The sequence below is a fragment of the Syntrophomonas sp. DTU019 genome (assembly GCA_913757435.1).
Lineage (GTDB): Bacteria > Bacillota > Syntrophomonadia > Syntrophomonadales > Syntrophomonadaceae > DTU019.
Genome location: CAJYDM010000001.1, coordinates 205,492 through 227,460, shown reverse-complemented (window position 1 = coordinate 227,460; position 21,969 = coordinate 205,492). Strand labels below are relative to the sequence as shown.

At 48.7% G+C, this 21,969-nt stretch carries 21 protein-coding genes; 16 read left to right on the top strand and 5 right to left on the bottom strand.

Translation table 11 applies throughout. The annotated features are described in order from the left end of the window. Positions 1–48: 48 nt before the first annotated feature. From AC15IQ_RS01165 to AC15IQ_RS01155, 3 genes are all read left to right on the top strand, one after another. Positions 49–1,095, top strand: a complete 1,047-nt coding sequence (locus AC15IQ_RS01165) for a DUF1646 family protein (protein ID WP_483176790.1) — start codon at positions 49–51, stop codon at positions 1,093–1,095. Positions 1,096–1,120: 25 nt separating this feature from the next. Beyond that, positions 1,121–1,555 (top strand): universal stress protein, encoded by a 435-nt coding sequence (locus AC15IQ_RS01160; RefSeq protein ID WP_483176789.1) that lies wholly within the window; start codon positions 1,121–1,123, stop codon positions 1,553–1,555. Between the two features lie 281 nt (positions 1,556–1,836). Further along, positions 1,837–2,277, top strand: a complete 441-nt coding sequence (locus AC15IQ_RS01155; RefSeq protein ID WP_483176788.1) for a universal stress protein — start codon at positions 1,837–1,839, stop codon at positions 2,275–2,277. Positions 2,278–2,380: 103 nt separating this feature from the next. Here the strand turns inward: AC15IQ_RS01155 and AC15IQ_RS01150 are convergent, their stop codons facing one another. Continuing rightward, positions 2,381–2,839 carry a TOBE domain-containing protein gene (locus AC15IQ_RS01150; protein ID WP_483176787.1) on the bottom strand — a complete coding sequence of 153 codons (459 nt, stop codon included), beginning with the start codon at positions 2,837–2,839 and terminating at the stop codon, positions 2,381–2,383. Positions 2,840–3,119: 280 nt separating this feature from the next. Here AC15IQ_RS01150 and AC15IQ_RS01145 point away from each other — a divergent pair, with 280 nt between their 5' ends. Beyond that, the gene (locus tag AC15IQ_RS01145) at positions 3,120–3,833 is read left to right on the top strand and encodes a queuosine precursor transporter (RefSeq protein ID WP_483176786.1); all 714 of its coding nucleotides are present in this window, start codon (positions 3,120–3,122) and stop codon (positions 3,831–3,833) included. Positions 3,834–3,849: 16 nt separating this feature from the next. Here the strand turns inward: AC15IQ_RS01145 and AC15IQ_RS01140 are convergent, their stop codons facing one another. Further along, positions 3,850–4,074: a DUF2922 domain-containing protein gene (locus tag AC15IQ_RS01140; RefSeq protein ID WP_483176785.1), complete on the bottom strand. Its 225-nt coding sequence runs from the start codon at positions 4,072–4,074 to the stop codon at positions 3,850–3,852. A gap of 35 nt (positions 4,075–4,109) precedes the next feature. Next, the gene (locus AC15IQ_RS01135) at positions 4,110–4,337 is read right to left on the bottom strand and encodes a DUF1659 domain-containing protein (protein WP_483176784.1); all 228 of its coding nucleotides are present in this window, start codon (positions 4,335–4,337) and stop codon (positions 4,110–4,112) included. 268 nt (positions 4,338–4,605) lie between these two features. On the opposite strand from AC15IQ_RS01135, the gene AC15IQ_RS01130 reads away from it, so the two are divergent. Beyond that, the gene (locus AC15IQ_RS01130; RefSeq protein ID WP_483176783.1) at positions 4,606–5,367 is read left to right on the top strand and encodes an SIR2 family NAD-dependent protein deacylase; all 762 of its coding nucleotides are present in this window, start codon (positions 4,606–4,608) and stop codon (positions 5,365–5,367) included. A gap of 77 nt (positions 5,368–5,444) precedes the next feature. Here the strand turns inward: AC15IQ_RS01130 and AC15IQ_RS01125 are convergent, their stop codons facing one another. Together AC15IQ_RS01125 and AC15IQ_RS01120 are read right to left on the bottom strand one after the other, a co-directional pair. Continuing rightward, complete coding sequence (locus AC15IQ_RS01125; RefSeq protein ID WP_481042721.1) at positions 5,445–5,606, bottom strand: hypothetical protein; 162 nt, start codon at positions 5,604–5,606, stop codon at positions 5,445–5,447. 245 nt (positions 5,607–5,851) lie between these two features. Continuing rightward, positions 5,852–6,961, bottom strand: a complete 1,110-nt coding sequence (locus AC15IQ_RS01120; RefSeq protein ID WP_483176782.1) for an HD-GYP domain-containing protein — start codon at positions 6,959–6,961, stop codon at positions 5,852–5,854. Positions 6,962–7,184: 223 nt separating this feature from the next. Here AC15IQ_RS01120 and AC15IQ_RS01115 point away from each other — a divergent pair, with 223 nt between their 5' ends. The 11 genes from AC15IQ_RS01115 to AC15IQ_RS01065 all read left to right on the top strand — a co-directional run bounded on the left by AC15IQ_RS01115 (position 7,185) and on the right by AC15IQ_RS01065 (position 21,968). Further along, positions 7,185–9,161 carry a hypothetical protein gene (locus AC15IQ_RS01115; protein ID WP_483176780.1) on the top strand — a complete coding sequence of 659 codons (1,977 nt, stop codon included), beginning with the start codon at positions 7,185–7,187 and terminating at the stop codon, positions 9,159–9,161. Positions 9,162–9,568: 407 nt separating this feature from the next. Further along, the gene (gene ilvD / locus AC15IQ_RS01110; RefSeq protein ID WP_483176778.1) at positions 9,569–11,230 is read left to right on the top strand and encodes a dihydroxy-acid dehydratase; all 1,662 of its coding nucleotides are present in this window, start codon (positions 9,569–9,571) and stop codon (positions 11,228–11,230) included. 127 nt (positions 11,231–11,357) lie between these two features. Further along, positions 11,358–13,043 carry a biosynthetic-type acetolactate synthase large subunit gene (gene ilvB / locus AC15IQ_RS01105; RefSeq protein WP_483176777.1) on the top strand — a complete coding sequence of 562 codons (1,686 nt, stop codon included), beginning with the start codon at positions 11,358–11,360 and terminating at the stop codon, positions 13,041–13,043. After that, a complete protein-coding gene (ilvN, locus tag AC15IQ_RS01100) occupies positions 13,043–13,525 on the top strand; it encodes an acetolactate synthase small subunit (RefSeq protein WP_483176776.1) in 483 nt (160 codons plus the stop codon). The genes ilvB and ilvN overlap by 1 nt, the downstream gene beginning before the upstream one ends. Before the next feature lie 85 nt (positions 13,526–13,610). After that, positions 13,611–14,624, top strand: a complete 1,014-nt coding sequence (gene ilvC, locus AC15IQ_RS01095; protein WP_483176775.1) for a ketol-acid reductoisomerase — start codon at positions 13,611–13,613, stop codon at positions 14,622–14,624. 36 nt (positions 14,625–14,660) lie between these two features. Further along, on the top strand, positions 14,661–16,187 hold the full coding sequence (locus AC15IQ_RS01090) for a 2-isopropylmalate synthase (protein WP_483176774.1): 1,527 nt from the start codon (positions 14,661–14,663) through the stop codon (positions 16,185–16,187). Positions 16,188–16,222: 35 nt separating this feature from the next. Further along, the gene (gene leuC / locus AC15IQ_RS01085) at positions 16,223–17,482 is read left to right on the top strand and encodes a 3-isopropylmalate dehydratase large subunit (protein ID WP_483176773.1); all 1,260 of its coding nucleotides are present in this window, start codon (positions 16,223–16,225) and stop codon (positions 17,480–17,482) included. A 41-nt stretch (positions 17,483–17,523) separates the two neighbouring features. Continuing rightward, complete coding sequence (leuD, locus tag AC15IQ_RS01080) at positions 17,524–18,012, top strand: 3-isopropylmalate dehydratase small subunit (RefSeq protein WP_483176772.1); 489 nt, start codon at positions 17,524–17,526, stop codon at positions 18,010–18,012. A 50-nt stretch (positions 18,013–18,062) separates the two neighbouring features. Beyond that, positions 18,063–19,157, top strand: coding sequence for a 3-isopropylmalate dehydrogenase (leuB, locus tag AC15IQ_RS01075; protein WP_483176771.1), 1,095 nt, complete (start codon positions 18,063–18,065; stop codon positions 19,155–19,157). Positions 19,158–19,198: 41 nt separating this feature from the next. Next, on the top strand, positions 19,199–20,764 hold the full coding sequence (gene cimA, locus AC15IQ_RS01070; RefSeq protein ID WP_483176770.1) for a citramalate synthase: 1,566 nt from the start codon (positions 19,199–19,201) through the stop codon (positions 20,762–20,764). A gap of 142 nt (positions 20,765–20,906) precedes the next feature. Next, the gene (locus AC15IQ_RS01065; RefSeq protein WP_483177717.1) at positions 20,907–21,968 is read left to right on the top strand and encodes a nucleotidyltransferase family protein; all 1,062 of its coding nucleotides are present in this window, start codon (positions 20,907–20,909) and stop codon (positions 21,966–21,968) included. Position 21,969 lies beyond the last annotated feature (1 nt).

Genomic DNA, 21,969 nt, shown 5'->3' with positions numbered 1-21,969 from the left:
CAGTGTATAGGGTAATTATTGGGGGTATGCTTGAGGGGAGATTTTGCAATGGTCATAACAGGATTATTTATCGTATTGCTTATGGTTTTGGTTATTCCCTTCATCAGTAAGAGGGTGGAAGAAAATTTAGAACCTTTTCTGTTTGTCATGGGTGTGGCAGCCAGTATTATTTCTGGAATTATGAGTTATGAATTGGTGCTTAAGGCACTGGAAGAACCGCTTATGATCACTTTGGCGGTGTTAGTAGCGGGGGCCGGTTTTTTTGTGCTGAATAAGCCCTTTCAAAACTTCATTAACAAAATCCTGACAAAAGTAAATATTTCCGTATTGGTAGCGGTAATCATTATTGTTCTAGGACTTTTGTCCAGCATAATTACCGCCATTGTAGCTTCAATTATTCTTGTAGAGATAATTTACCTGTTGCCTATCAAGAGAAAGCAAAAAATTGTAGTGTGCATCCTATCCTGTTTTTCGATTGGGACAGGTGCTGCTTTAACCCCTATCGGTGAGCCGCTAGCGACAATCGCGATTTCAAAGTTAGATGAAGGATTTTTTTATTTATTCCATCTATTGAGCATTTACGTGATTCCGGCTATCATTGGTTTCGGTATACTAGGATCGGTTTATTTACTATACTGTGGACACAAAAACGGCAATAACAACGGGATGGACATTGATGATGATGACGTGATACTTGAACCGGATAATATCAGAACCATTATTATTCGGGCTTTAAAAGTTTATCTATTTGTGATGGCTCTGGTTTTCTTGGGCGAGGGTTTTTATCCTCTCATCGATAAATATGTACTCGGACTAACTCCACAATTACTGTATTGGGTTAATATGGTTTCAGCCGTCCTGGACAACGCCACTCTAACTGCAGCGGAAATCAGCAGACAGATGTCTGATGAACAGGTAAAGGCAATAATCATGGGTTTATTATTCAGTGGCGGAATGCTTATTCCGGGCAACATTCCCAATATCATATCTGCTTCTAAATTAAAGATTAGCAGTAAGGAATGGGCACTGTGGGGCGTGCCTTTAGGTCTGATAACAATGGGAATGTATTATATAATCCTGTTCTGGACAGTATAATTAGATATGAAAGCGGGTGTAAAACTTGGATGATAAATGTTTTAACAAGGTTTTAGTGGCGGTCAACAATTCTGATTTATCTGAACGGGTGATTGAGCAGGTAAAGAGAATGGCCGACAAAGACGCTTTGGGCGAAATATGCATCATATCGATGTGGAACTACTATAATATTGATTACTCGAAATTACATGCTTCCGACAAAGAAAAAATGCTAAAAGAAAAAGCTCTGGCTTTGTTAAACTTTTATCAAGAGCAACTGAAGAGTAAGGGTATTGATGTAAAAACATTGCTGTTAGCTGGAGAACCTGCCGATACTATTTTAGAGGAAAGCCAAAAAGATGACTACGACCTGATAATTATGGGAAGCAGGCACTTAAGCAAATTTCAAGAAATAGTATCCTCCAGCGTATCAGATAAGGTCGTCCGCCTCTCCCGGATACCGGTCTTGGTAGTTAAATAACCTTTGCGGCGAATGAGTTACTTCTAACTGTTACTTCTAACTAAATAATACTATCTATATAGCTCGTGTTAATAAGGGACGGTTGAGATTTGTAGTCAATTGTCCTTTCTTTTATTGAGCATATTTCAGCGGCAAATACTAAATTCGGGGATAATTTTGCAGTGAAATTTTGTTTATAGGGTTGCCTAAGCGCGTAATAACATGATATCTATTATATGTTCCTGTTCTAGCTTTACTTGCATAGAATAACAATATAGAGGGAGTGAAAGAGGGTATAGGCCATGGAGGAGAGGTGCTTTAATAGGGCTTTAGTGGCTGTTAATAATTCCGATGCGACTGAACGCGTGATTCACAAGATAGAGCAGATGGTTGCAAGAAACATTCTAGGTGATATATGCGTCATTGCTATCTGGAATTACTATAAGGTTGATTACTCAAAACGAAATGCAAATGACAAAGAAAGGATTTTAAAACAGAAAGCCCAGATGTTATTAAAATGTTATGAAGAAAAATTAAAAAGTAAGGGTATCGAGGTTAAGACATTGCTCTTAGCCGGAGATCCCGCCGATTCCATATTAAAAGAAGCCCAAAAAGGTGGTTATGATTTAATAATCATGGAACGCCGACGCTTAAACAGAATCCAGGAAACGCTACCTTTGATTGCATCTTGTGTGACAGATAAAGTTATTCGCCTTTCAAAAATACCGGTTTTGATTATTTAATAGCAATTTTACGTTGGAACAGGTACATAAAAAACAAGGTGTAAAAATCGGTTTGGTAGACTGGAAATATGCCCCCTAGACATGTTCTAGGGGGCATATATAATTAGCGCATCAGGACAACATTAACCGCCTTGATAGCAACCGAGATGGTGTCTCCGATCTTGCACTGCATCTCGTTAAACTTTTGCAATGAAAGCATGGATGTCAAACGCTGATCACCGCAGCGAATGGTTACTAAGGCCATAACATCGCCGATACTGATCCTTTCTATAACGCCTGTGAACCAGTTCATCAAACCCAGGTTGGCAGGTAGTTTGTGGAACTGGTTTTGCTGATCGTCAGCATCGCCAAAAACCACCTGGCCAACGCCGTTCATATCTTTATAGGCATGGCACTCCTGGGCAGTCTGGCTACACATACTGACGGAGCAGGTTGTGCAGCTGGGGGGTTCTTTTATCTGTTCCCAGCCGAAACCTGCGTAGTAGGCTTGGCATTCGTACTCAGTCTGAGTGCAGAATCCAAATACCTCACAACTGGCACATTCTACATATGAATCTCTCACTCAACTTTCACCCTTTTCTTAAGTCCCCACAAACATCAAAGTTGTTCTCCTACCCTCCTTTCAATAGTTTTAGACAGGCAATACTAATCTTATTTTACTACTATTGGCAATAAACCAAAATATCCCGCTCGCCAAATATAGCTTTATACACTCTTTTCAGGATGCGGCAGTATCGCGCAGCACCTGCACTGATTAATTAAACAGGGATACGAAAATATGCTAGAATGGACACGGCGGTCGCAGCCTACCCGCCTAAAAAAACAAGGAGGACAATTCTCAAGTGCATTCGCGATACGCACCAGTTTCAGTTATGTTCCTATTAATCACCTGTTTGTTTATAACCTGCCTCTTGATTACCAATATTGTTGCCGGGCGACTGGTTCAGCTGGGAGATATGGTCTTAACTGCGGATCTCTTCCTATTCCCCATAACCTATATTTTTGGGGATGTGCTAACCGAAGTATACGGTTTTAAACGAGCACGTCTCACCATTTGGCTGGGGTTTGGCGCTAACCTCTTTATGGCCATATTTTTCATAGCGGTCGTAAAGCTGCCCGGGCCCGGCTTCTGGGACCAAGAGCAAGCCTATTTGACTGTTCTCGGTTTTACCCCGCGGTTGGTGGCGGCTTCATTGTTGGCCTATCTGGTCGGTGAATTTTCTAACTCGGTCATACTTTCGCGGTTGAAGGTGTATACCAGGGGGCGTTGGCTGTGGACCCGGACCATTGGCTCTACCCTGGTAGGCCAGGCCTTGGATACCACTATATTTATGATGGCAGCCTTTTATGGCATATACTCCACACCGATATTTTTGGGAATGGTGGCTGTTCAGTATTCCTGGAAGGTGGCTTATGAAGTCCTGGCCACTCCTTTTACCTATGCCCTGGTGGGTTGGCTGAAGAGGATTGAGGGGTCAGAGGCCTTTGACTTAGGCATCAGTTATAATCCATTTGCTCTGGATATCAGGACAGGTGGAAATAGAAAAAGGGGCTGAAAATCAGCCCCTGCGCTTAGGTTATATCAAAGTCATCGATCTGTCTGGTCACCAGGCGAGCGCTTTTTTTACTGCTTAGTGAGCCATTATTACCGGCGAAGACATCCCTGGCCACCAAAGTATCCATAACTGCTGAGATCTCTTGTGCGGTTGCGTCTGACCTGGCTCCGGTTACCCGTACGGTATGGGTTTTATTCAGGCTGGTATTAAACCCCAGCTCTATGGTGCGTTCTACACCCATGTCCATCCCTCCTCTCCATCAGACTCGTTATCAGGTTAAACTTCCTCTGTCAATTCCACAGTGTTTACACGTTGTACCGCCAGACAGGCGGCCTCTTGCAGACTGATGAGGCCTTCCGCCACATCGAACACATCCTGGTCGGTGGCCGAGGTCTTTAGATCGCCGTATTGCCGCCGCCTGGTCATCTGCTGACCGTATTCATCCAGCCCGGCGTCCAGTATCAGAAGCAGATCACTGGCAATGGGCGTTACCACTAAGGCCATAGAAATCACCTCCTTCCAAGTATGGGCTGAGGCCCTGAGTCAATGCTATAACTACCCAGGTTTTGAGTCCAAGGACGGATGGAGCCTGCTGCTATCATCATTGTTGGGTTTTGGGAAAGGAGTTGGCCGGCTTGCCCAGATTGCTTACTGGTTCGCGGTATTTGCAGCTGATTGCGGAAAATCACCATTTCACCAGGTGACAAGGAATTGCTGAGCGTATTGTAGAAATAAAAGGCTAATCTGTTTATAAATAAGGGGTCTGGAATTTGTGAAATATGATAAAAAGATCGATCAGGTAGTGCGCTGCCTGGCCAATTCACCCAACACCGTAGTGGTTACCGGGGCAGGCATCAGCACCGAGGCGGGTATACCGGATTTCCGGGGCAAAAATGGGATTTATCGTCAGCTGGGTGAAGACCGAGTGATGGATATCATCAACATTGACACTTTTCGTGATAACCCCAGACTGTTCTATGACTTTTATAATCAGTATTTTGTCTTTCCTCCAGTTGAGCCGAGCCTTGCACACTACGTTCTCGCGGACATGGAACGGGAGGGCTTTATTCGGGGGATTGTTACCCAGAATATCGACGGTCTGCATGAAAGGGCTGGAAACCGACGGGTGGTAGCAATTCACGGCAACAGTGAGCGATATGTTTGCACCAACCGCGACTGTGGAGAGGGATACAGTTCGGCCCAGGTAAAACAACAGGGCGCGGTTGTGCCTACCTGCGATTTGTGTCAGGCTGTCTTAAAGCCTGATGTTATTCTCTTTGGCGAACCTATTAAGGATTTTGCCGATGCCCAGGATCTGATCATGGGTGCTCGCACTTTAGTGGTCATTGGGTCTTCATTGACGGTATACCCTTTAGCCGGTTTCGTGAAGGCATTTAGTACGCTGAGTCAAGATCTGATCATAATAAACCAGGGGCCGACTCACCTGGATCATGCTGCATTGGTTAAAATAGAGGCTGATCATACCGGGGATGCACTGCAAGCAATCCTGCGTCTGCTGAAGCGCAAACGATAATAAGCTAATAGATAAAAAAATGGTTCATCCCGCAAAAAGATGAACCAGATGTTACGGAGTTAAAATAAAACCAGCAATTAGTCCATAGGACCGCCTTCCCAGTATTGTCTGATCTTGCGCAAGGCATAACCGCCAAAAAACAAGCCATTGACAAAAGCCAAGGGGATGGCCATAGCCCCGAACCAGTGGAACTTTTGTTTCAGGTCTTCTTTTCCGTCTGTAGTACGGTATCTGGTCATATGCTTTCCCTCCTTTAGAGTAGTTTAAGCATATGCAAGTGGTTTATATCAGGATATGTATGGCCTCATTTGTTAATCAAGGTGGGTATAACTTTTTTTACCAGCAAGAATAACAGGGTGCCGCCGAAAAATAAAATTAGAATCAGGGCAATAATTTTTTCCAGCATCAAACCACCTCCGGCTTTTTGTTAGCTTGCCGGGAAAGATATACAAATATGCGGTTTAGCAGTTGGAAAAAGAGGGGGTTAAACTAATACGTATTCGCGCAGGTTCAATTTGTCGATATCCTCACCGTTTAAGGCCTTAATGATCAAGATGGTGTCAAACTGCGACAAATCGATCATGTGAGTTCGGGTGAGACGTCGGCCCAGGTTATCCACTATCACCCGGATCACCGGACGGGTTGGTACAGCTTTGTTGACTTCCATGACCATTCCTATATAGCCGGTGCTTATCTCCACCAGGCTTCCCACCGGATAAATAGCTATGTTAGAAACCAGTGCGGTCACCAGATTAGGATCCAGGTAAACGCCGGACATGCGTTCCAAAATAGTCAGGGCTTGGTTTACTGTGTAGGACGGTCGGTAAGGGCGGTCGGCCAGGAGTGCGTCGTAGACATCAGCGACAGCCACTATGCGAGCGTATTCATGTATATCTTCTCCCCTCAAGCCCCGGGGATAACCCTGACCATCCCAGCGTTCATGATGTTGAAAAGCTATATGGGCTGACAAAAGTGAAATATCGGGGTAATTCCGGAGAATTTCAAAACCATAGTTGGTATGACGCTTAACCTCGTCGAACTCTTGCCGGTTTAGATCATCGGGTTTGTTTAGGATGTCAGGATTCACTTTGGTCTTGCCAATGTCATGCAACAAGGCTCCTACTCCCAGTTCATTAAGCTTAATCCGGTCGAAATGGACAGTAATGCCAGTCATTATCGACAATACGCAAACATTGACCGAGTGAGCGAAAAGATAGTCATCGAAGGTCCTGATGTCAGTTAGTTGTACCAGGATATCGTCATTGGTCAGAAGCTCATCGATTATGCTGTTGACTTTGTTAAAAACCCGTTTGATATCCAGTTTGAGATGATTCTGAAGATTGCCAAAACTAGCCTTGACCATCTTTATAGTCTCAGCCCGGACCTTTTCGGGTATCACATCCTCTGGCTCAACCATTTCGGGGATATATTGCTCGCGGATATATACCGAAGCGACTCCCAATTCGTCCAGGCGCTTGATGGCATCATGAGTCAACACCATACCTGCCTGAGCCAGAACATGGGCGTCACCGTAGTAGACCGAACGGGCCACTACCATATTTGGTTTGAGATGTTTTATTCTTACCCTTCTCAAAATACCACCCGATCAGCAAAGAATGTCATTATTCCCATTATTTCTTTATATATGTCATTGTTCCTGCTTGCATTCAGAAATAATTAACATAATGTACCAGAATAAGGCCGATTGAGCAGAGATATGTGGAAATCTGCCGCCTTACTGCCTACTTTTGACGGTTTGCCTTACTAAGCGTGACATGGTAAATTACAATTACATTATCAGTAGCAAAGGAAGCTGTATGAAGACTCGCAAAGGATTGCCACTCAGTTACCTAAAGGACATAGTATCTGATCTTCGCCACCTGGCCGGAAGCAATGAAGGCCGGCTTTTCATGCTGGACCTGTTTGAGGAGGTCCCTCATGAGGCCCGACCCTTGATAATAGACGGGTTATCTTCTTTCCGTGAAGAGGCGGTAATAGAATTCGCGGAATTGATCAAGCTCGAGTATGGCGGGGAGTATGAACAGCACTGCAACCGCGTCCTGGAGAAGTTGCAGCTGGCGGGCATGGCCAAATCAGTAATAGAGCCCTTCCAGGGTACATTCTACCGGGCTTATGCTTCCTGCAGCAGGCACACCGGCCGGGTAACTTTGGACGTGGCCTGGAATACCGACCGCAAAAGCCTGCATGTTGAATGCTTCTATCTCACCTTTAACAGCGATGGCATCCACAGTTTTTTCTTGATGGAGAATATGCTTAAGACGCAATATGAAAGGGACCGCAGGGTCCTGCAGGATATGGTTGAAATCCGCTTTGACGAGGCTTGTTTTTTAATTGCGCAGGCCTACCAGCATAACCTGCGTAATATGAGCCGCCCTGCACTAGGCCGTTTCCTGTATAGGAAATACCTGGAAAGGCCAAATCGGTTGTCTTTTGATCAGGAGAGAGCCCTGATCCGCCAGCTTTCAGTAAAACTGACCCCCCGGCAGTTGGTCAACAGCATATTTCATGCCTACAAATACCAGGATTTTAGCTATATTCAGTCTTTGCTCAACCCGGCTACATTCAAGGTGAGAAATGATTTTGACCTGGTTGAGGTTCTGAATTCCACAGCCATATTTATCGAGGGAGGAGCCCGCAAGGTGCAGTCCACCACAGAGCGGGCACAGGTCTATGCTTATTCTATCGTCATAGAAGAGGGCGAGTTCTATTATCGTGAATACCTGGTCCGGCTGGTAAAGAATCGCGATACCTGGTTGGTGGAATCATTCCAGGAGAATCACCGCAGCTGCTGCAGCACGGAATACAATCCTTTTTGCGACCCGGCCTATTGTCGGGTGTACGAGATTGTCGACCTGGAACTACTCTTTGGTAGGCTCGATGACCTGGAGGGGGTCAGAGAAGTAAAAGAGATACCTTATGGCATGCACATGCGTCTTACCTATCAGGAGGAGGACTTCAACAGCGGGGTATCTTTTATGACCGGAGTAATGGCGGATCTGGTGGTGAATGGGGATGAATTCGTGGTTATTTGCCGGGATGAAAATAATATCTATGACTTGCATGATGTCCTGGAAGAAGAGCAGGGCAACTGTGTGCTGCTGATAAAAGACTACCAGGTCAACGTCCTGACCGCATTCCGCTATTTGAGTGGTCAATACATAAGCTTTGAAGATGTTTTGTTGGAACAGGGCAACGAGGCCATTTGCGAAGATGGCATGCGCCTGATTAGTGCCCGTTATTTCATAAAGAACCGGCTGCGGGTAGTGGAACGTCTGCAGTCTTTAGCCCGAGAGTATTGTTTTCAAGGTAATGACTACCAGGTGTATTACCAGGTTGAGCCTTCCAGTCACGGGCCGGCGTTTGAGGCTGAGTTCATCTTGGGAGCAAATTGGGTAGCGCTATCCACTTTCGGGGACAGCGACATGACCCGGGTGAGACACCAATTTGAGGCCAATATGCTCGGATGCCTGGAGTTCGATGGCATGGAAATCCGGGAAGATGGAATCTTTGATGTGTTAACTGCCGACCTCAAAAAGAACTGCCCGGAATTGCCGGCTATTCTCAAAGAGCTTTATCTGAACAAATGGGTCCATTCCCGGCTCAGTCCCTTGCAGGGCATGAGCCCTTTTGAAGCCTGTCAGACAGAGGAAGGCAACCGTCTCCTGTGGGCCTTGTATAAGAAGATCAAGCGCAAGGAAAGCCGCCGCTTTCTGAACGGCAAGCCTAATAACATCATATTGAAAGAATATATTCGTAAAATAGAGCAGAAATGAACCTTAATGTGCCCTGCAAACTATTGACAAACGCCGCTATGATTCAATATACTTGATAAATACTAGATATTGAAATATTCAGCACGATGATGGGGCTTGACACCTGAAATCACTTGATGACAGAGAAACTGGATATAAGCTGAAAGCCAGTATCAATATTTTTGGTGGTGATCTTCCCGGAGTAGCTCTCTGAAAGGCCTGGCCGAGTAGGTGCAGCCGGACGCAAAAGTCCGTTAACAAGACAGCGTGCTTGATGGCACGCGCTGTAAGTGGTCGCATAGGCGACAAACAGGGTGGTACCGCGGGAAAATCCTCTCGTCCCTGACCGGGGCGAGAGGATTTTTGTATTCTTTTATAGCCTTAAGAGGCAGAGCGAACGGTTTCTTGAACTAAGGAAGGTGAAGCGGTTGAAAAGCGACACAACCAAATTGGGGCTGGAAAAGGCTCCCCATCGATCTTTATTCAGGGCCATCGGCCTGACCGATGAAGAGACTAGACGCCCTTTGATCGGTGTAGTCAACTCGCACAATGAAATCGTACCCGGTCATATAAACCTCGATAAAATCGGGGAAGCAGTCAAGGCAGGGGTGCGGATTGCCGGAGGAACACCGTTGGAATTTCAAACCATCGCAGTATGCGATGGCATCGCCATGAATCACCTGGGCATGAAATATTCTTTGGGCAGCCGTGAACTTATCGCCGATGCGGTAGAGATAATGGCTACAGCTCATGCCTTCGATGGATTGGTATTTATACCCAACTGCGACAAGGTAGTGCCGGGTATGCTGATGGCAGCTGCGCGTCTCAACCTGCCGTCCATCTTTGTAAGCGGTGGTCCCATGCTGGCAGGTAAGTCAGGACAAAGAGGGCTCACCCTCACACAGGTGTTCGAAGGTGTGGGAGCTGCGGCGGCCGGAAACATGACTGCTGAGGAGCTGACCCTGCTGGAAGAAAACGCCTGCCCGACATGTGGTTCCTGCGCTGGTATGTTTACCGCCAATTCTATGAACTGTCTGACTGAAGCCCTGGGTATGGGCTTGCCTGGAAATGGCTCTATCCCCGCGGTTTATTCCGAACGTATCCGCCTGGCCAAAACTGCCGGCATGCAAATAATGACCCTGGTAGAGAAAGATATCAAGCCCAGCGATGTTATGAATGAAGCTGCCTTTTTGAATGCCATGCGTCTGGATATGGCAATCGGTTGTTCCACCAATTCAGTATTGCATTTGATGGCCATTGCCCATGAAGCGGGAGTAACGATAGACTTAAGTCTTTTCAATGAAATCAGTGCGTCAACCCCTAATCTCTGCCGACTTAGCCCGGCTGGACATCATCACATGGAAGACCTCTACCATGCGGGGGGTATTCAGGCTTTGTTCAAGGAGCTGGATAAAAAGGGTTTGATCAACAAAGAAGCTTTAACCGTAACTGGAAAAGTGGTTGGAGAAAACATCAAAAGCACCGTAGTTCGCGACTATGATGTGATCCGGCCTATAGATCAACCTTACAGCATAAGTGGCGGGCTGGCTATGTTATTTGGCAACCTGGCGCCTGAAGGAGCGGTTGTCAAAAAGAGTGCTGTAGCCGAGGAAATGATGCAGCATAAAGGACCAGCCAGGGTATTTAACTGTGAGGAAGAAGCGGTGCAGGCTATTCTCAATCAGGCTATTTTACCTGGAGACGTGATCGTTATCAGGTATGAAGGTCCCAAAGGCGGACCGGGTATGAGGGAAATGCTGACTCCAACCTCAGCCATTGCCGGTATGGGTTTGGATAAGGAGGTGGCATTAATTACCGATGGGCGATTTTCGGGGGCTACCCGGGGAGCATCCATTGGGCACGTATCCCCCGAAGCGGCTTCAGGGGGCTTGATTGGCCTGGTTGAAGAAGGTGATCTAATAGAAATCGATATACCTGGGTGCCGACTACAACTCTTGGTAGATGATGATATTATCGAACAGAGGAGAGCTCTATGGATAGAGCCGGAACCCCGAATAAAAAAAGGATATATGAAACGGTATGCTCAGTTGGTGCAATCAGCCAGTACAGGAGCCATATTCAGGGAATGACCCCATATGGCAAGCGTATTATAAAGGCGGGCCACGAGCCCGCCTTTGTTGTATAAATGCGGAACTTATTAGAATTTATGTACCCTCAGGTTAACAGGGATGTGGGAGAATTATTGGAGGTGAGTTTATGAACTGTAAAGGCGCAGAAATCCTTATCAACAGTTTGAAAAAACAGGGCGTTGACACTATCTTCGGTTATCCCGGAGGGGTGGTTCTGCCTATTTATGATGTTCTGTACGATTCTGATGTGAGGCACATACTGACCCGTCATGAACAGGGCGCGGCTCATGCTGCCGACGGGTATGCACGAGCTACCGGAAAAACCGGGGTCTGTATCGCCACCTCTGGCCCTGGTGCCACCAATCTAGTGACCGGGATCGCCACTGCGAATATGGACTCGATACCGGTAGTCTTCTTTACCGGGCAGGTAGCCTCACACCTGATAGGCCGGGATGCTTTTCAAGAGGCTGACATAACTGGCATAACCCTGCCTATAACTAAACATAACTATTTGGTGGAGCGCACCGAAGATGTGGAAAGGGTAGTAAAAGAAGCCTTTTACATCGCCAGGACCAATCGACCGGGTCCAGTTGTGGTCGACCTGCCTAAAGACATCATGGACAAATTTATAGACTACACCCCTGACGATTCCGAGGCCTATATTCAAAGCTACCGGGTCATGAAAGGGTTTAATGCCGGACAGGTGATAAACGCGGCGGAATTGATCAAACAAGCCCAGCGCCCGGTAATCTATGCAGGTGGCGGGGTCATTATCTCGGATGCTGCGGAGGAACTACGAGAATTGGCGGAAAAGCGCAAAATTCCAGTGACTACCACTCTGATGGGTATGGGAGCCTTTCCCGGCAACAATTACCTGTCCCTGGGCATGCTGGGTATGCACGGCACTAGATACGCCAACTATGCGGTGTCTGAATCTGACCTGTTGATCGCCGTGGGGGTGCGCTTTGACGATCGGGTGACCGGTAAGATCGAAGCTTTTGCTCCCCATGCCAAGATCATTCATATCGATATCGATGCTGCCGAGATAGGCAAAAATGTGGCAGTGGACATACCTATTGTAGGCCAGGTGAAAGAGGTCTTGCATGCCATCAACCAGCGTCTGGAAGTGGTGGAAGAAATGTCTGAATGGCACCAGGCTATAGACCGCTGGAAACTGGAGTACCCCCTGCGCTATCCAGCCTCTATAGAGGGGCGCATAATGCCCCAGCATGTTATTGAAAGCATTTATGACCTGACCCAGGGCGATGCTATCATCACTACCGAAGTGGGCCAGCATCAGATGTGGACGGCGCAATACTACAAATTTAAAAACCCCAGGTCATTTATTACTTCTGGGGGACTGGGGACCATGGGTTACGGTTTCCCGGCAGCCATTGGCGCCAAAATAGCCTGCCCCGACAAGACTGTTATCGACATCGCCGGAGACGGTAGTATTCAGATGAACATTCAGGAGTTAGGTACTGCCATGCAGTATAAAGTCCCGGTAATTGTATGCATTCTCAATAATCAGTATCTGGGTATGGTACGGCAATGGCAAGGGCTGTTCTATAAAGGCCGCTATTCCAATACCGACATCAGTCTGCAGCCGGACTTTGTGAAAGTGGCTGAGGCTTATGGAGCGGTCGGCTTGCGAGTGACTGAGACTGACCAGGTCAAAGATGCTTTGCGTGAAGCTATGAAAGTGGATGACCGCCCGGTATTCATCGATTTCGTAGTGGAGCGGGAGGCCGATGTATTTCCGATGGTGGCCCCAGGAGAACCGCTGCTAAATATGATGGGGGGTGACGAGTAATGAAACACACTCTGGCGGTAACAGTTGACAACCAGCCTGGAGTCCTGACCCGTGTGGCTACTATGTTCCGCAGAAGGGGGTTCAATATAGACAGTCTTACCGTTGGGGCTACGGAAAATCCGAGCATCTCGCGGATGACTATTGTGGTGCAAGGCGATGACCAGATCATTGAGCAGGTTACCAAGCAACTCTATAAACTGGTCAATGTGATTAAAATCGTTGACGTCACCCATGAGCGAACCGTGGAACGTGAACTGGTGCTTATCAAGGTCAAGGCCGATACCAGCGTGCGCACTGAGGTCATGCAAATCGTAGAGATATTCCGCGCCCGTATCGTGGATATCGGTAAAAACAATTTAATTATCGAAGTGACGGGGGATTCCGGCAAGATTGATGCCATTGAAGAAGCCCTAAGGCCATTCGGCATCGCCGAGTTGGTGCGAACCGGCAAAATCGCCATGCTGCGTGGTTGCCGGGGATAAAAAAAGGTATTTGGGTTATGCTGCTAGCAGACATAGACCGCCGCGACAGCGGCCGCGAAAACAACAATAATAAGGAGGAAGTTAAATGGCCAGAATGTTTTATGATGCTGATGCCAACCTGGATCTGCTCAAAGGGAAAACCGTAGCTGTTATGGGTTTCGGTTCTCAGGGCCATGCCCAGGCACAGAACCTGCACGAGAGTGGAGTCAATGTGGTGGTAGGTTTACGGAAGCCCTTCGATGTTTTTACTGAAGAGGAATGGAACAAGGTAATTGCCGCCGGTATTCAACCCTTGACCGTATCCGAAGCGGCCAAGGCAGCCGATATAATTCAGATTTTGCTGCCCGATGAAACTCAGGCCAGAGTGTACCGCGAAGAGATCCAGCCTTATCTGACAGAAGGCAATGCCCTGGGGTTTTCCCATGGTTTTAATATTCATTTTGGCCAGATCGTCCCTCCCGCATTTATAGATGTTTTCATGGTGGCTCCCAAAAGCCCGGGCCATCTGGTTAGAAGGATGTACACCAAAGGAGCCGGAGTACCAGGTTTAATAGCGGTTCAACAGGATTATAGCGGAAAGGCCAGAGATCTGGCCCTGGCTTATGCCTGTGGTATAGGATGCACCCGGGCAGGGGTTATCGAGACCAGCTTCAAAGAAGAGACCGAGACTGACTTGTTCGGTGAACAATGCGTGCTTTGCGGCGGGGTGACCCAACTGGTGAAGACCGGTTTTGAGACCCTGGTCGAAGCCGGTTACCAGCCTGAAATAGCCTACTTCGAGTGCATGCATGAGCTGAAACTGATCGTTGACCTGATGTATGAGGGCGGTATGAGTTATATGCGCTACTCCATAAGCGACACCGCAGAATGGGGCGATTATACTAAAGGGCCGGATGTGATCGGACCGGAAGTACGCCAGGCAATGCAAGAGGCTTTGACCGATATTCAAGAAGGGCGTTTCGCCAAAAACTGGCTGTTGGAGAATCAGGTAGGGAGACCACAATTCAATGCCCTAAAAAGTCGTAACCGCGAACACCTCATTGAACAGGTCGGGGAGAAATTGCGGGCTATGATGCCCTGGCTCAAAGAAACTAAATAAGCACTCTGAAGACAATGATTTTATAGGGGGTGCAGGATGTCTGCCACTGACCGAATCTATCTGTTTGACACTACCCTCAGGGATGGGGAACAGTCCCCGGGAGTAAGTTTGAATGTAGAGGAAAAACTTGATATCGCACATCAATTGGCCCGCCTGGGGGTCGATATTATCGAAGCGGGGTTTCCGATAGCATCACAGGGTGATTTCGCCGCTGTTCAAGCTATCGCCCGAGCGGTCAAAGGTCCGGTAATCGCCGGATTATGCCGTGCCAATCGGGAAGATATCGATAGAACCTGGGAAGCCATTAAAGACGCCGAAACCCCCCGCATACATACGTTTTTAGCTACGTCACCGATCCATTTGAAATATAAACTGAAGAAATCCCGCGAAGAGGTTCTGGTTCAGGCCGTAGAGGCCGTCAAGTATGCCAAACGCTTCTGCCATGACGTAGAATTCTCGGCTGAAGATGCTTCCCGCTCGGACTTGGAGTTCTTGGCCCGGGTTACTGAAAGTGTGATCGCCGCGGGTGCTACGGTAGTTAACCTGCCCGATACGGTGGGTTACGGTATCCCTGATGAATTTGGCCTTTTCATCAAAACGCTCATGAGCAGGGTAAAAAATGTGGACCAGGCCATTATAAGTGTTCACTGCCACGATGACCTGGGATTGGCAGTAGCCAACTCTATGGCGGGGATAATGAACGGCGCCCGGCAGGTGGAGTGTGCTGTGAACGGGATCGGAGAGCGGGCTGGGAATGCTGCTCTGGAAGAGATCATCATGGCTTTGTACACCCGTTATGACCTGCTGAAAAAGACCACTGCCATAAATCATGCTGAAATCTATCGCACCAGCCGTCTGGTGAGCAGCCTTACCGGCATGCAGGTGCAGCCCAATAAGGCTATCGTAGGTAAAAATGCCTTTGCCCATGAATCCGGCATCCACCAGGATGGCATGCTCAAGGAGAGAACCACTTATGAAATTATGAGCCCGGAACTTATCGGGGTCAGCCAGAGCCAGCTGGTTCTGGGAAAACATTCGGGCCGCCACGCTTTCAAGGAGCACATGGAATCGCTGGGCTACATACTCAATGATGATGAACTGGAAAAGGCTTTTGCCGGATTCAAGACGATTGCCGATAAAAAGAAACAGGTCACCAACGATGATTTGGAAGCCCTGGTCAAGGATAAAATTTATGCTATTCCAGAACGCTTCAGCCTGGATTACTTGCATGTCGTCAGCGGCAGTACGGTGCTGCCTACCGCCACAGTGCGTTTGAAAATCGAAGGTAAGGTTTTCGATGCCGCAGCCACCGGGGACGGTCCGGTTGAGGCCGCCTGCCGGGCAGTGGATAGGATCACCGATCTGTACGGCAAGATGCTGGATTACAAGCTCAGTGCGGTAGGCGGAGGCAAAGATGCCCTGGGAGAAGTGGTAAGCCGCATTCAAATCGGCGGTAAGGTATATGCCGGGCGAGGCTTGAGCACCGATATCATCGAGGCCAGTGTCAAATCATATGTAAACGCCATTAACAAGCATTATTATGAACTACAGCAAAGAGAATAAATTATATGACCTCCCACGAAAGGAGTAAGGTGTACATGGGAATGACCATAACCCAGAAGATACTGGCTGACCATGCCGGGAAAAAGTCGGTAGAGCCTGGTGAATTGATCAACTGCAAGGTGGATATAGTACTGGGCAATGATGTGACTGCACCGGTCGCCATTTCTGAATTCGAAAAACTGGGGCAAGAAGAGGTGTATGACCGTGACAAGGTCGTTTTGGTGCCAGACCACTTCGCTCCCAACAAAGATATCAAGTCAGCTGAACAATGCAGACTGATGCGTGAGTTTGCCCGCTCCAAGGGTATCAAGAATTATTTTGAAATCGGGCAGATGGGCATCGAACACTGCCTTCTGCCTGAGCAAGGTCTGGTCTTGCCCGGTGATGTAATAATCGGAGCGGATTCCCACACCTGTACCTATGGTGCATTAGGAGCATTTGCTACCGGAGTAGGATCGACCGATATGGCTGCTGCCATGGCTACCGGGGAGGCCTGGTTCAAAGTCCCCGAAACTATAAAAATGGTTTATTACGGTAAGCTGCCCGCCTGGGTGGGAGGCAAGGACTTGATATTGCACACCATCGGGGACATCGGGGTGGATGGGGCACGTTATATGGCCATGGAATTCACCGGTGAGGCCATCACCGCATTGTCTATGGACAACCGCTTCACCATGGCCAACATGGCCATCGAAGCAGGCGGCAAGAACGGCATCATTGCTCCTGATGACATTACCGAGGCCTATGTCAAAAAACGCGCCCGACGGCCGTACCGCTTCTATCAGTCGGACCCAGACGCGGCCTACCATGAAGTGAGAGAATATGATGTATCCACGCTGGAACCGGTAGTGGCTTTCCCCCACTTACCCGAAAACACCAGGCGGGTGAGTGAAGCTCAGGGAGTTAAATTGGACCAGGTGGTAATCGGGTCATGCACTAACGGGCGCTTAGAAGACCTGCAGATTGCGGCGAGTGTTTTAAAAGGCAAAAAGGTACACCCGGAGATGCGGGTAATCGTATTCCCGGGTACTCAGCAGATCCTGCTGGAGGCAATGCGCCGGGGTTATATTGAAACCTTCATTGAAGCTGGAGCAATTGTCAGCACACCCACCTGCGGACCCTGCCTGGGAGGGCACATGGGCATTCTGGCCAAAGGGGAACGCGCTCTGGCTACAACTAATCGCAATTTCGTAGGCCGAATGGGACACCCGCAGAGCGAGGTTTACCTGGCCAGCCCTGCAGTTGCAGCCGCTAGCGCTATTACCGGGGAGATCACCCCGCCCTGGCAGGTGTAACCGTATCTCCCCGCAGAAATTAGCATAAAGAGGTGTTAGCAATGAAATACACAGGCAAGATATATAAATTCGGTGCTGATGTAGACACCGATGCCATAATCCCGGCCAGATACCTTAATACCTTCGATCCTGAAGAACTAGCCAAACACTGCATGGAAGATGCTGATCCCACCTTCCCGTCCCGGGTGAAGCCTGGTGATATCATCGTAGCGGACAAGAATTTCGGATGCGGCAGTTCACGCGAACATGCCCCGATCGCCATAAAGGGGGCCGGGGTATCATGTGTGGTGGCACGTTCTTTTGCCCGCATCTTTTATCGCAACAGTATCAATATAGGGCTTCCTATTCTGGAGTGCGAGGAGGCTATCGACGGCATGGAGGAAGGCGACCAGATCGAAGTTGATCTGGAACGTGGCAGAATTACCAATCTGAGAACCGGCATTTCCTATCTAGCCCAGCCTTTTCCGGCCTTTATGCAGGAGATCATGGCTAAAGGCGGCCTGATAAACTACGTAAGAGACAAGTGTTGAGCTAGTGGATGTAGATCGATCATGGTCACTCGGAAAGGAAAGGATCTGTCATGTATAAAATAGCCGTTTTGCCCGGGGATGGTATCGGAGTTGAAATCGTGCCCCAGGCGGTCAAGTCTCTGCAGGCCGTTGCCGCCCGCTGTGGACACCAATTTGAGTATACGGAAGCTTTGGTAGGAGGGGTTGCATATGATTCGTTCGGTCATCCCCTGCCAGCTGAAACCCTGGCCTTGTGCAAGCGTTCCGATGCAGTGCTTTTAGGTGCCATCGGAGGACCAAAATGGGATCAACTGCCGGTGGAACTGCGCCCCGAGATCGGGGCTTTGTTGCCTTTGCGTAAAGAACTGGCCCTGTTCGCCAATCTGAGGCCTTGCATTCTCTTCCCCGGTTTATTGCAGGCATCTACTTTGAAGGAAGAAGTCATCAGTGGAGTGGATATTCTGGTAATCCGGGAGTTGACTGGAGGGCTGTATTTCGGAGAAAAAAAACGCGAAAAAACCCCAGATGGTGGACAGCAAGCTACTGACATACTCACCTATTCGACTTACGAGATAGAACGCATTGTCAGGTTTGCCTACCAGGCCGCCCGCCAGCGCCGCAGACGATTGTGCTCGGTGGATAAAGCCAATGTCCTGGAATCATCTCGCCTGTGGCGAGAGGTGGTAAGTGATTTAGCCCTTGAGTATCCTGATGTTGAAACTACCCATATGTATGTGGATAACTGTTCCATGCAGTTGATCCGCTACCCCCGACAGTTTGATGTGATCGTCACCGAGAATATGTTCGGCGACATACTTACTGATGAGGCATCCATGTTGACCGGTTCCATCGGGATGCTCCCCAGTGCCTCCATAGGCGGCCAGGTCGGCCTCTATGAGCCTTCCCACGGCAGCGCACCGGATATAGCCGGACAGAATAAGGCTAACCCGCTGGCCACCATACTTTCGGCCGCGATGATGCTGCGGCACTCTTTCGGGCTGAACCAGGAAGCCCAGTTGGTAGAAACTGCAGTGCGCAGTGTTCTGGAAGACGGATACCGCACTCCTGACCTGGTGCAGGCTAGTGTGGGGGATGCCGGAATTAAGCCAGTGGATACTATTACCATGGGAGACCTGGTCGCTGAACGCATCCAGACCGTCGATTGAGTATGTCATAAAAACAGGAGGATTTTGAAATTGGGGATAGAATGCAGATAGCCGTTTATGATACCACCTTAAGGGATGGCGCCCAGGGGGAAGGGATGTCCCTGACCGTAGATGACAAGCTGAAGATCGCTGCCAAATTGGATTATCTGGGTATTGCCTATATCGAAGGCGGCTGGCCGGGAAGCAATCCCAAAGATATGGAATTCTTCCACCGGCTTGGGGAGATTGATCTCAGCACCTCAAAGGTAACCGCTTTCAGTGCCACCCGCAAACCGGGCGTGACGGTCAGCATGGACAACAATATCAACGCAGTACTGGAATCCGGGGTCAAGACCGCCACCATATTCGGCAAGACCTGGGATTTCCACGTCGTCAAAGCCCTTGAAACCAGTCTGGCCGAGAACCTCAATATGGTTAAAGACAGCGTCAGCTACCTCACCAGTCAGGGACTGGAAGTAATATTCGATGCTGAGCACTTTTTCGACGGTTATAAAAACAATCGCGATTATGCCCTGCAGGTTCTGGAAAAGGCCGCTCAGGCAGGGGCGATATGCCTGGTGCTGTGTGATACCAATGGAGGCACTATGCCCTGGGAAACGGCTGCCATCGTTGAAGACGTCAGAAGAAACTTCCACACCCCCCTGGGGATTCATGTGCATAATGACTCCGGATTGGCCGTGGCCAATACTTTGATGGCAGTCAGGATGGGAGCCACTCATGTGCAGGGGACGGTCAACGGGTACGGGGAACGCTGCGGAAATGTAGACCTTTGTACGGCAATACCAAATCTGGAATTAAAAATGGGACTATGTACACTGCCAGCAGGAAGGTTGAAAAGGCTGACCGAGGTCTCCCGCTATATCAGCGAGATTGCCAATATGCCCCATCACAACCATCAGCCTTATGTTGGCCATGGGGCTTTCGCCCACAAAGGGGGCATACACGTAAGCGCCATGCTGAAAGACACTCTGACCTATGAACACGTCAACCCGGAGGATGTGGGCAACCACCGCCGAGTGCTGGTTTCGGAACTATCCGGGCTGTCCAATCTGTTATATAAAGCCAGAGAATTTAACATAGATGTGAATGCCTATGACAGTGAGACCCGCAAGGTGATAAAGCAGATCAAAGAACTGGAAAATCAGGGCTTTCAGTATGAGGGGGCGGAAGCTTCCCTGGAACTTATATTGCGCAAGGCCTTCAGCCAGTTTGAGGAATATTTCCAGCTGAAAAACCTTAAAATCATCCTGGAAAAGAGCGAGATAGAACCCACCACCTCTGAGGCCATGGTCAAAATCGAGGTGGGCCAGCAGGTCTATCATACCGCAGCAGATGGGGATGGACCGGTAAATGCACTGGATAATGCCATGCGCAAGGCCTTGAACGAGGTATACCCAGCCATAAATAATATGCGCCTGACCGATTACAAGGTACGGGTTTTAGACGGCAGTGAGGCTACCGCAGCCAGAGTCCGAGTGCTTATCGAAACCACGGATGGAACTGACAAATGGAGCACCGTAGGGGTATCGGAAAACATAATCGAGGCGTCATTCCAGGCTTTGGCAGACAGTATCAACTACATGCTCCTGAAACAACACAGCTTGTGATTAAAAGGGGGAAAAGGTTCTAAGCCAAAAGACGGTCTTCCTGTTGACCCGTCCCACCCTCCCATGAATTGCAGGTTTTAGGCCTAGTGGTATAGTTAACATTGTAAATCTACAACCATCAGGGGGTGTTGGTGTGAAGGCGATGATAATGGCAGCAGGTGTTGGGTCCAGATTAATGCCCCTCACCATGCATGTTCCCAAGCCAATGATACCGGTAGCCAATCGGCCTTTAATGGATAATATTCTGCGCTGGCTAAAAGGCCAGGACTTTGACTCGCTGATCTGTAATCTTCACTATCATCCTAAAGTGATCCGTGATTATTTTGAAGACGGCCGGGAATGGGGAGTAAACCTGCAGTATTCACCGGAAAGCGAATTACTGGGTACGGCCGGCGGGGTAAAGAATTGCGAATGGTTCCTGGATGAGCCCTTTGCAGTAGTAAGCGGTGATGCCTTGACCGACATCGAATTGCAGCAGATGATGGAATTCCATAAGAAAAACGGAGCCCTGGCTACCATTGCCCTGAAGCCGGTGGCAGAAGTGGAACAGTTCGGCATAGTAGTAATTGATGATGCACAGCGCATCCAACGTTTTCAGGAAAAGCCACGTCCCGAGGAGGCATGCTCTAACCTGGCCAACACGGGCATCTATATATTTGAACCGGAGATTTTCAAATATATACCAGCTAGCCATTTTTATGATTTCGGCAAACAACTATTCCCGCACCTGGTTAAAATCAAGGCTCCCTTCTTTGGCATGCCGGTTACCAAATACTGGTGTGATATTGGAAGCATCAATAGCTACCGGGAAGCTCAGGTGGATGCGCTCACCGGCAGGGTGGATGTTGCCACTCCCGGTGAACTCAAGATTATGCCCAATGGAGCCAGGGTCTTGCTGGGTGACAACGTGTCTATAGCGGACGGGGTGCACTGGCACGGCACCAATGTGGTGGGAGACAGTTGTGTGATAAAGGAAGGGGCTGTAATATCCAACTCGGTTCTGTGGGGCGGTGTCGTTGTCGGCCGGGATAGCCGTATTGAGGATGCCCTTTTGGGAAGCGACTGCGTATTGGGAGAGCGGGTGTGGATCTCCTCCGGCGCGGTTGTAAACAGTGGATGTGTATTCGCTACAGGCATACAGGTCCCGCCCCATGCCAAGGTATTTCATTCTTCCGGGTCTGACCTTCAGCTAGAACAGGGATAAT

Excerpts from the sequence above, each read along its gene's own strand:
- leuC (WP_483176773.1), top strand. The coding sequence starts at position 16,223 with ATGGGAATGACCATAACCCAGAAGATACTGGCTGACCATGCCGGGAAA.
- leuB (WP_483176771.1), top strand. The coding sequence starts at position 18,063 with ATGTATAAAATAGCCGTTTTGCCCGGGGATGGTATCGGAGTTGAAATC.
- ilvN (WP_483176776.1), top strand. The coding sequence starts at position 13,043 with ATGAAACACACTCTGGCGGTAACAGTTGACAACCAGCCTGGAGTCCTG.
- AC15IQ_RS01125 (WP_481042721.1), bottom strand. The coding sequence starts at position 5,606 with ATGACCAGATACCGTACTACAGACGGAAAAGAAGACCTGAAACAAAAG.
- ilvB (WP_483176777.1), top strand. The coding sequence starts at position 11,358 with ATGAACTGTAAAGGCGCAGAAATCCTTATCAACAGTTTGAAAAAACAG.
- AC15IQ_RS01065 (WP_483177717.1), top strand. The coding sequence starts at position 20,907 with ATGATAATGGCAGCAGGTGTTGGGTCCAGATTAATGCCCCTCACCATG.
- ilvC (WP_483176775.1), top strand. The coding sequence starts at position 13,611 with ATGGCCAGAATGTTTTATGATGCTGATGCCAACCTGGATCTGCTCAAA.
- AC15IQ_RS01155 (WP_483176788.1), top strand. The coding sequence starts at position 1,837 with ATGGAGGAGAGGTGCTTTAATAGGGCTTTAGTGGCTGTTAATAATTCC.
- cimA (WP_483176770.1), top strand. The coding sequence starts at position 19,199 with ATGCAGATAGCCGTTTATGATACCACCTTAAGGGATGGCGCCCAGGGG.
- AC15IQ_RS01165 (WP_483176790.1), top strand. The coding sequence starts at position 49 with ATGGTCATAACAGGATTATTTATCGTATTGCTTATGGTTTTGGTTATT.
- AC15IQ_RS01135 (WP_483176784.1), bottom strand. The coding sequence starts at position 4,337 with ATGGCCTTAGTGGTAACGCCCATTGCCAGTGATCTGCTTCTGATACTG.
- AC15IQ_RS01090 (WP_483176774.1), top strand. The coding sequence starts at position 14,661 with ATGTCTGCCACTGACCGAATCTATCTGTTTGACACTACCCTCAGGGAT.
- AC15IQ_RS01115 (WP_483176780.1), top strand. The coding sequence starts at position 7,185 with ATGAAGACTCGCAAAGGATTGCCACTCAGTTACCTAAAGGACATAGTA.
- AC15IQ_RS01140 (WP_483176785.1), bottom strand. The coding sequence starts at position 4,074 with ATGGGTGTAGAACGCACCATAGAGCTGGGGTTTAATACCAGCCTGAAT.
- leuD (WP_483176772.1), top strand. The coding sequence starts at position 17,524 with ATGAAATACACAGGCAAGATATATAAATTCGGTGCTGATGTAGACACC.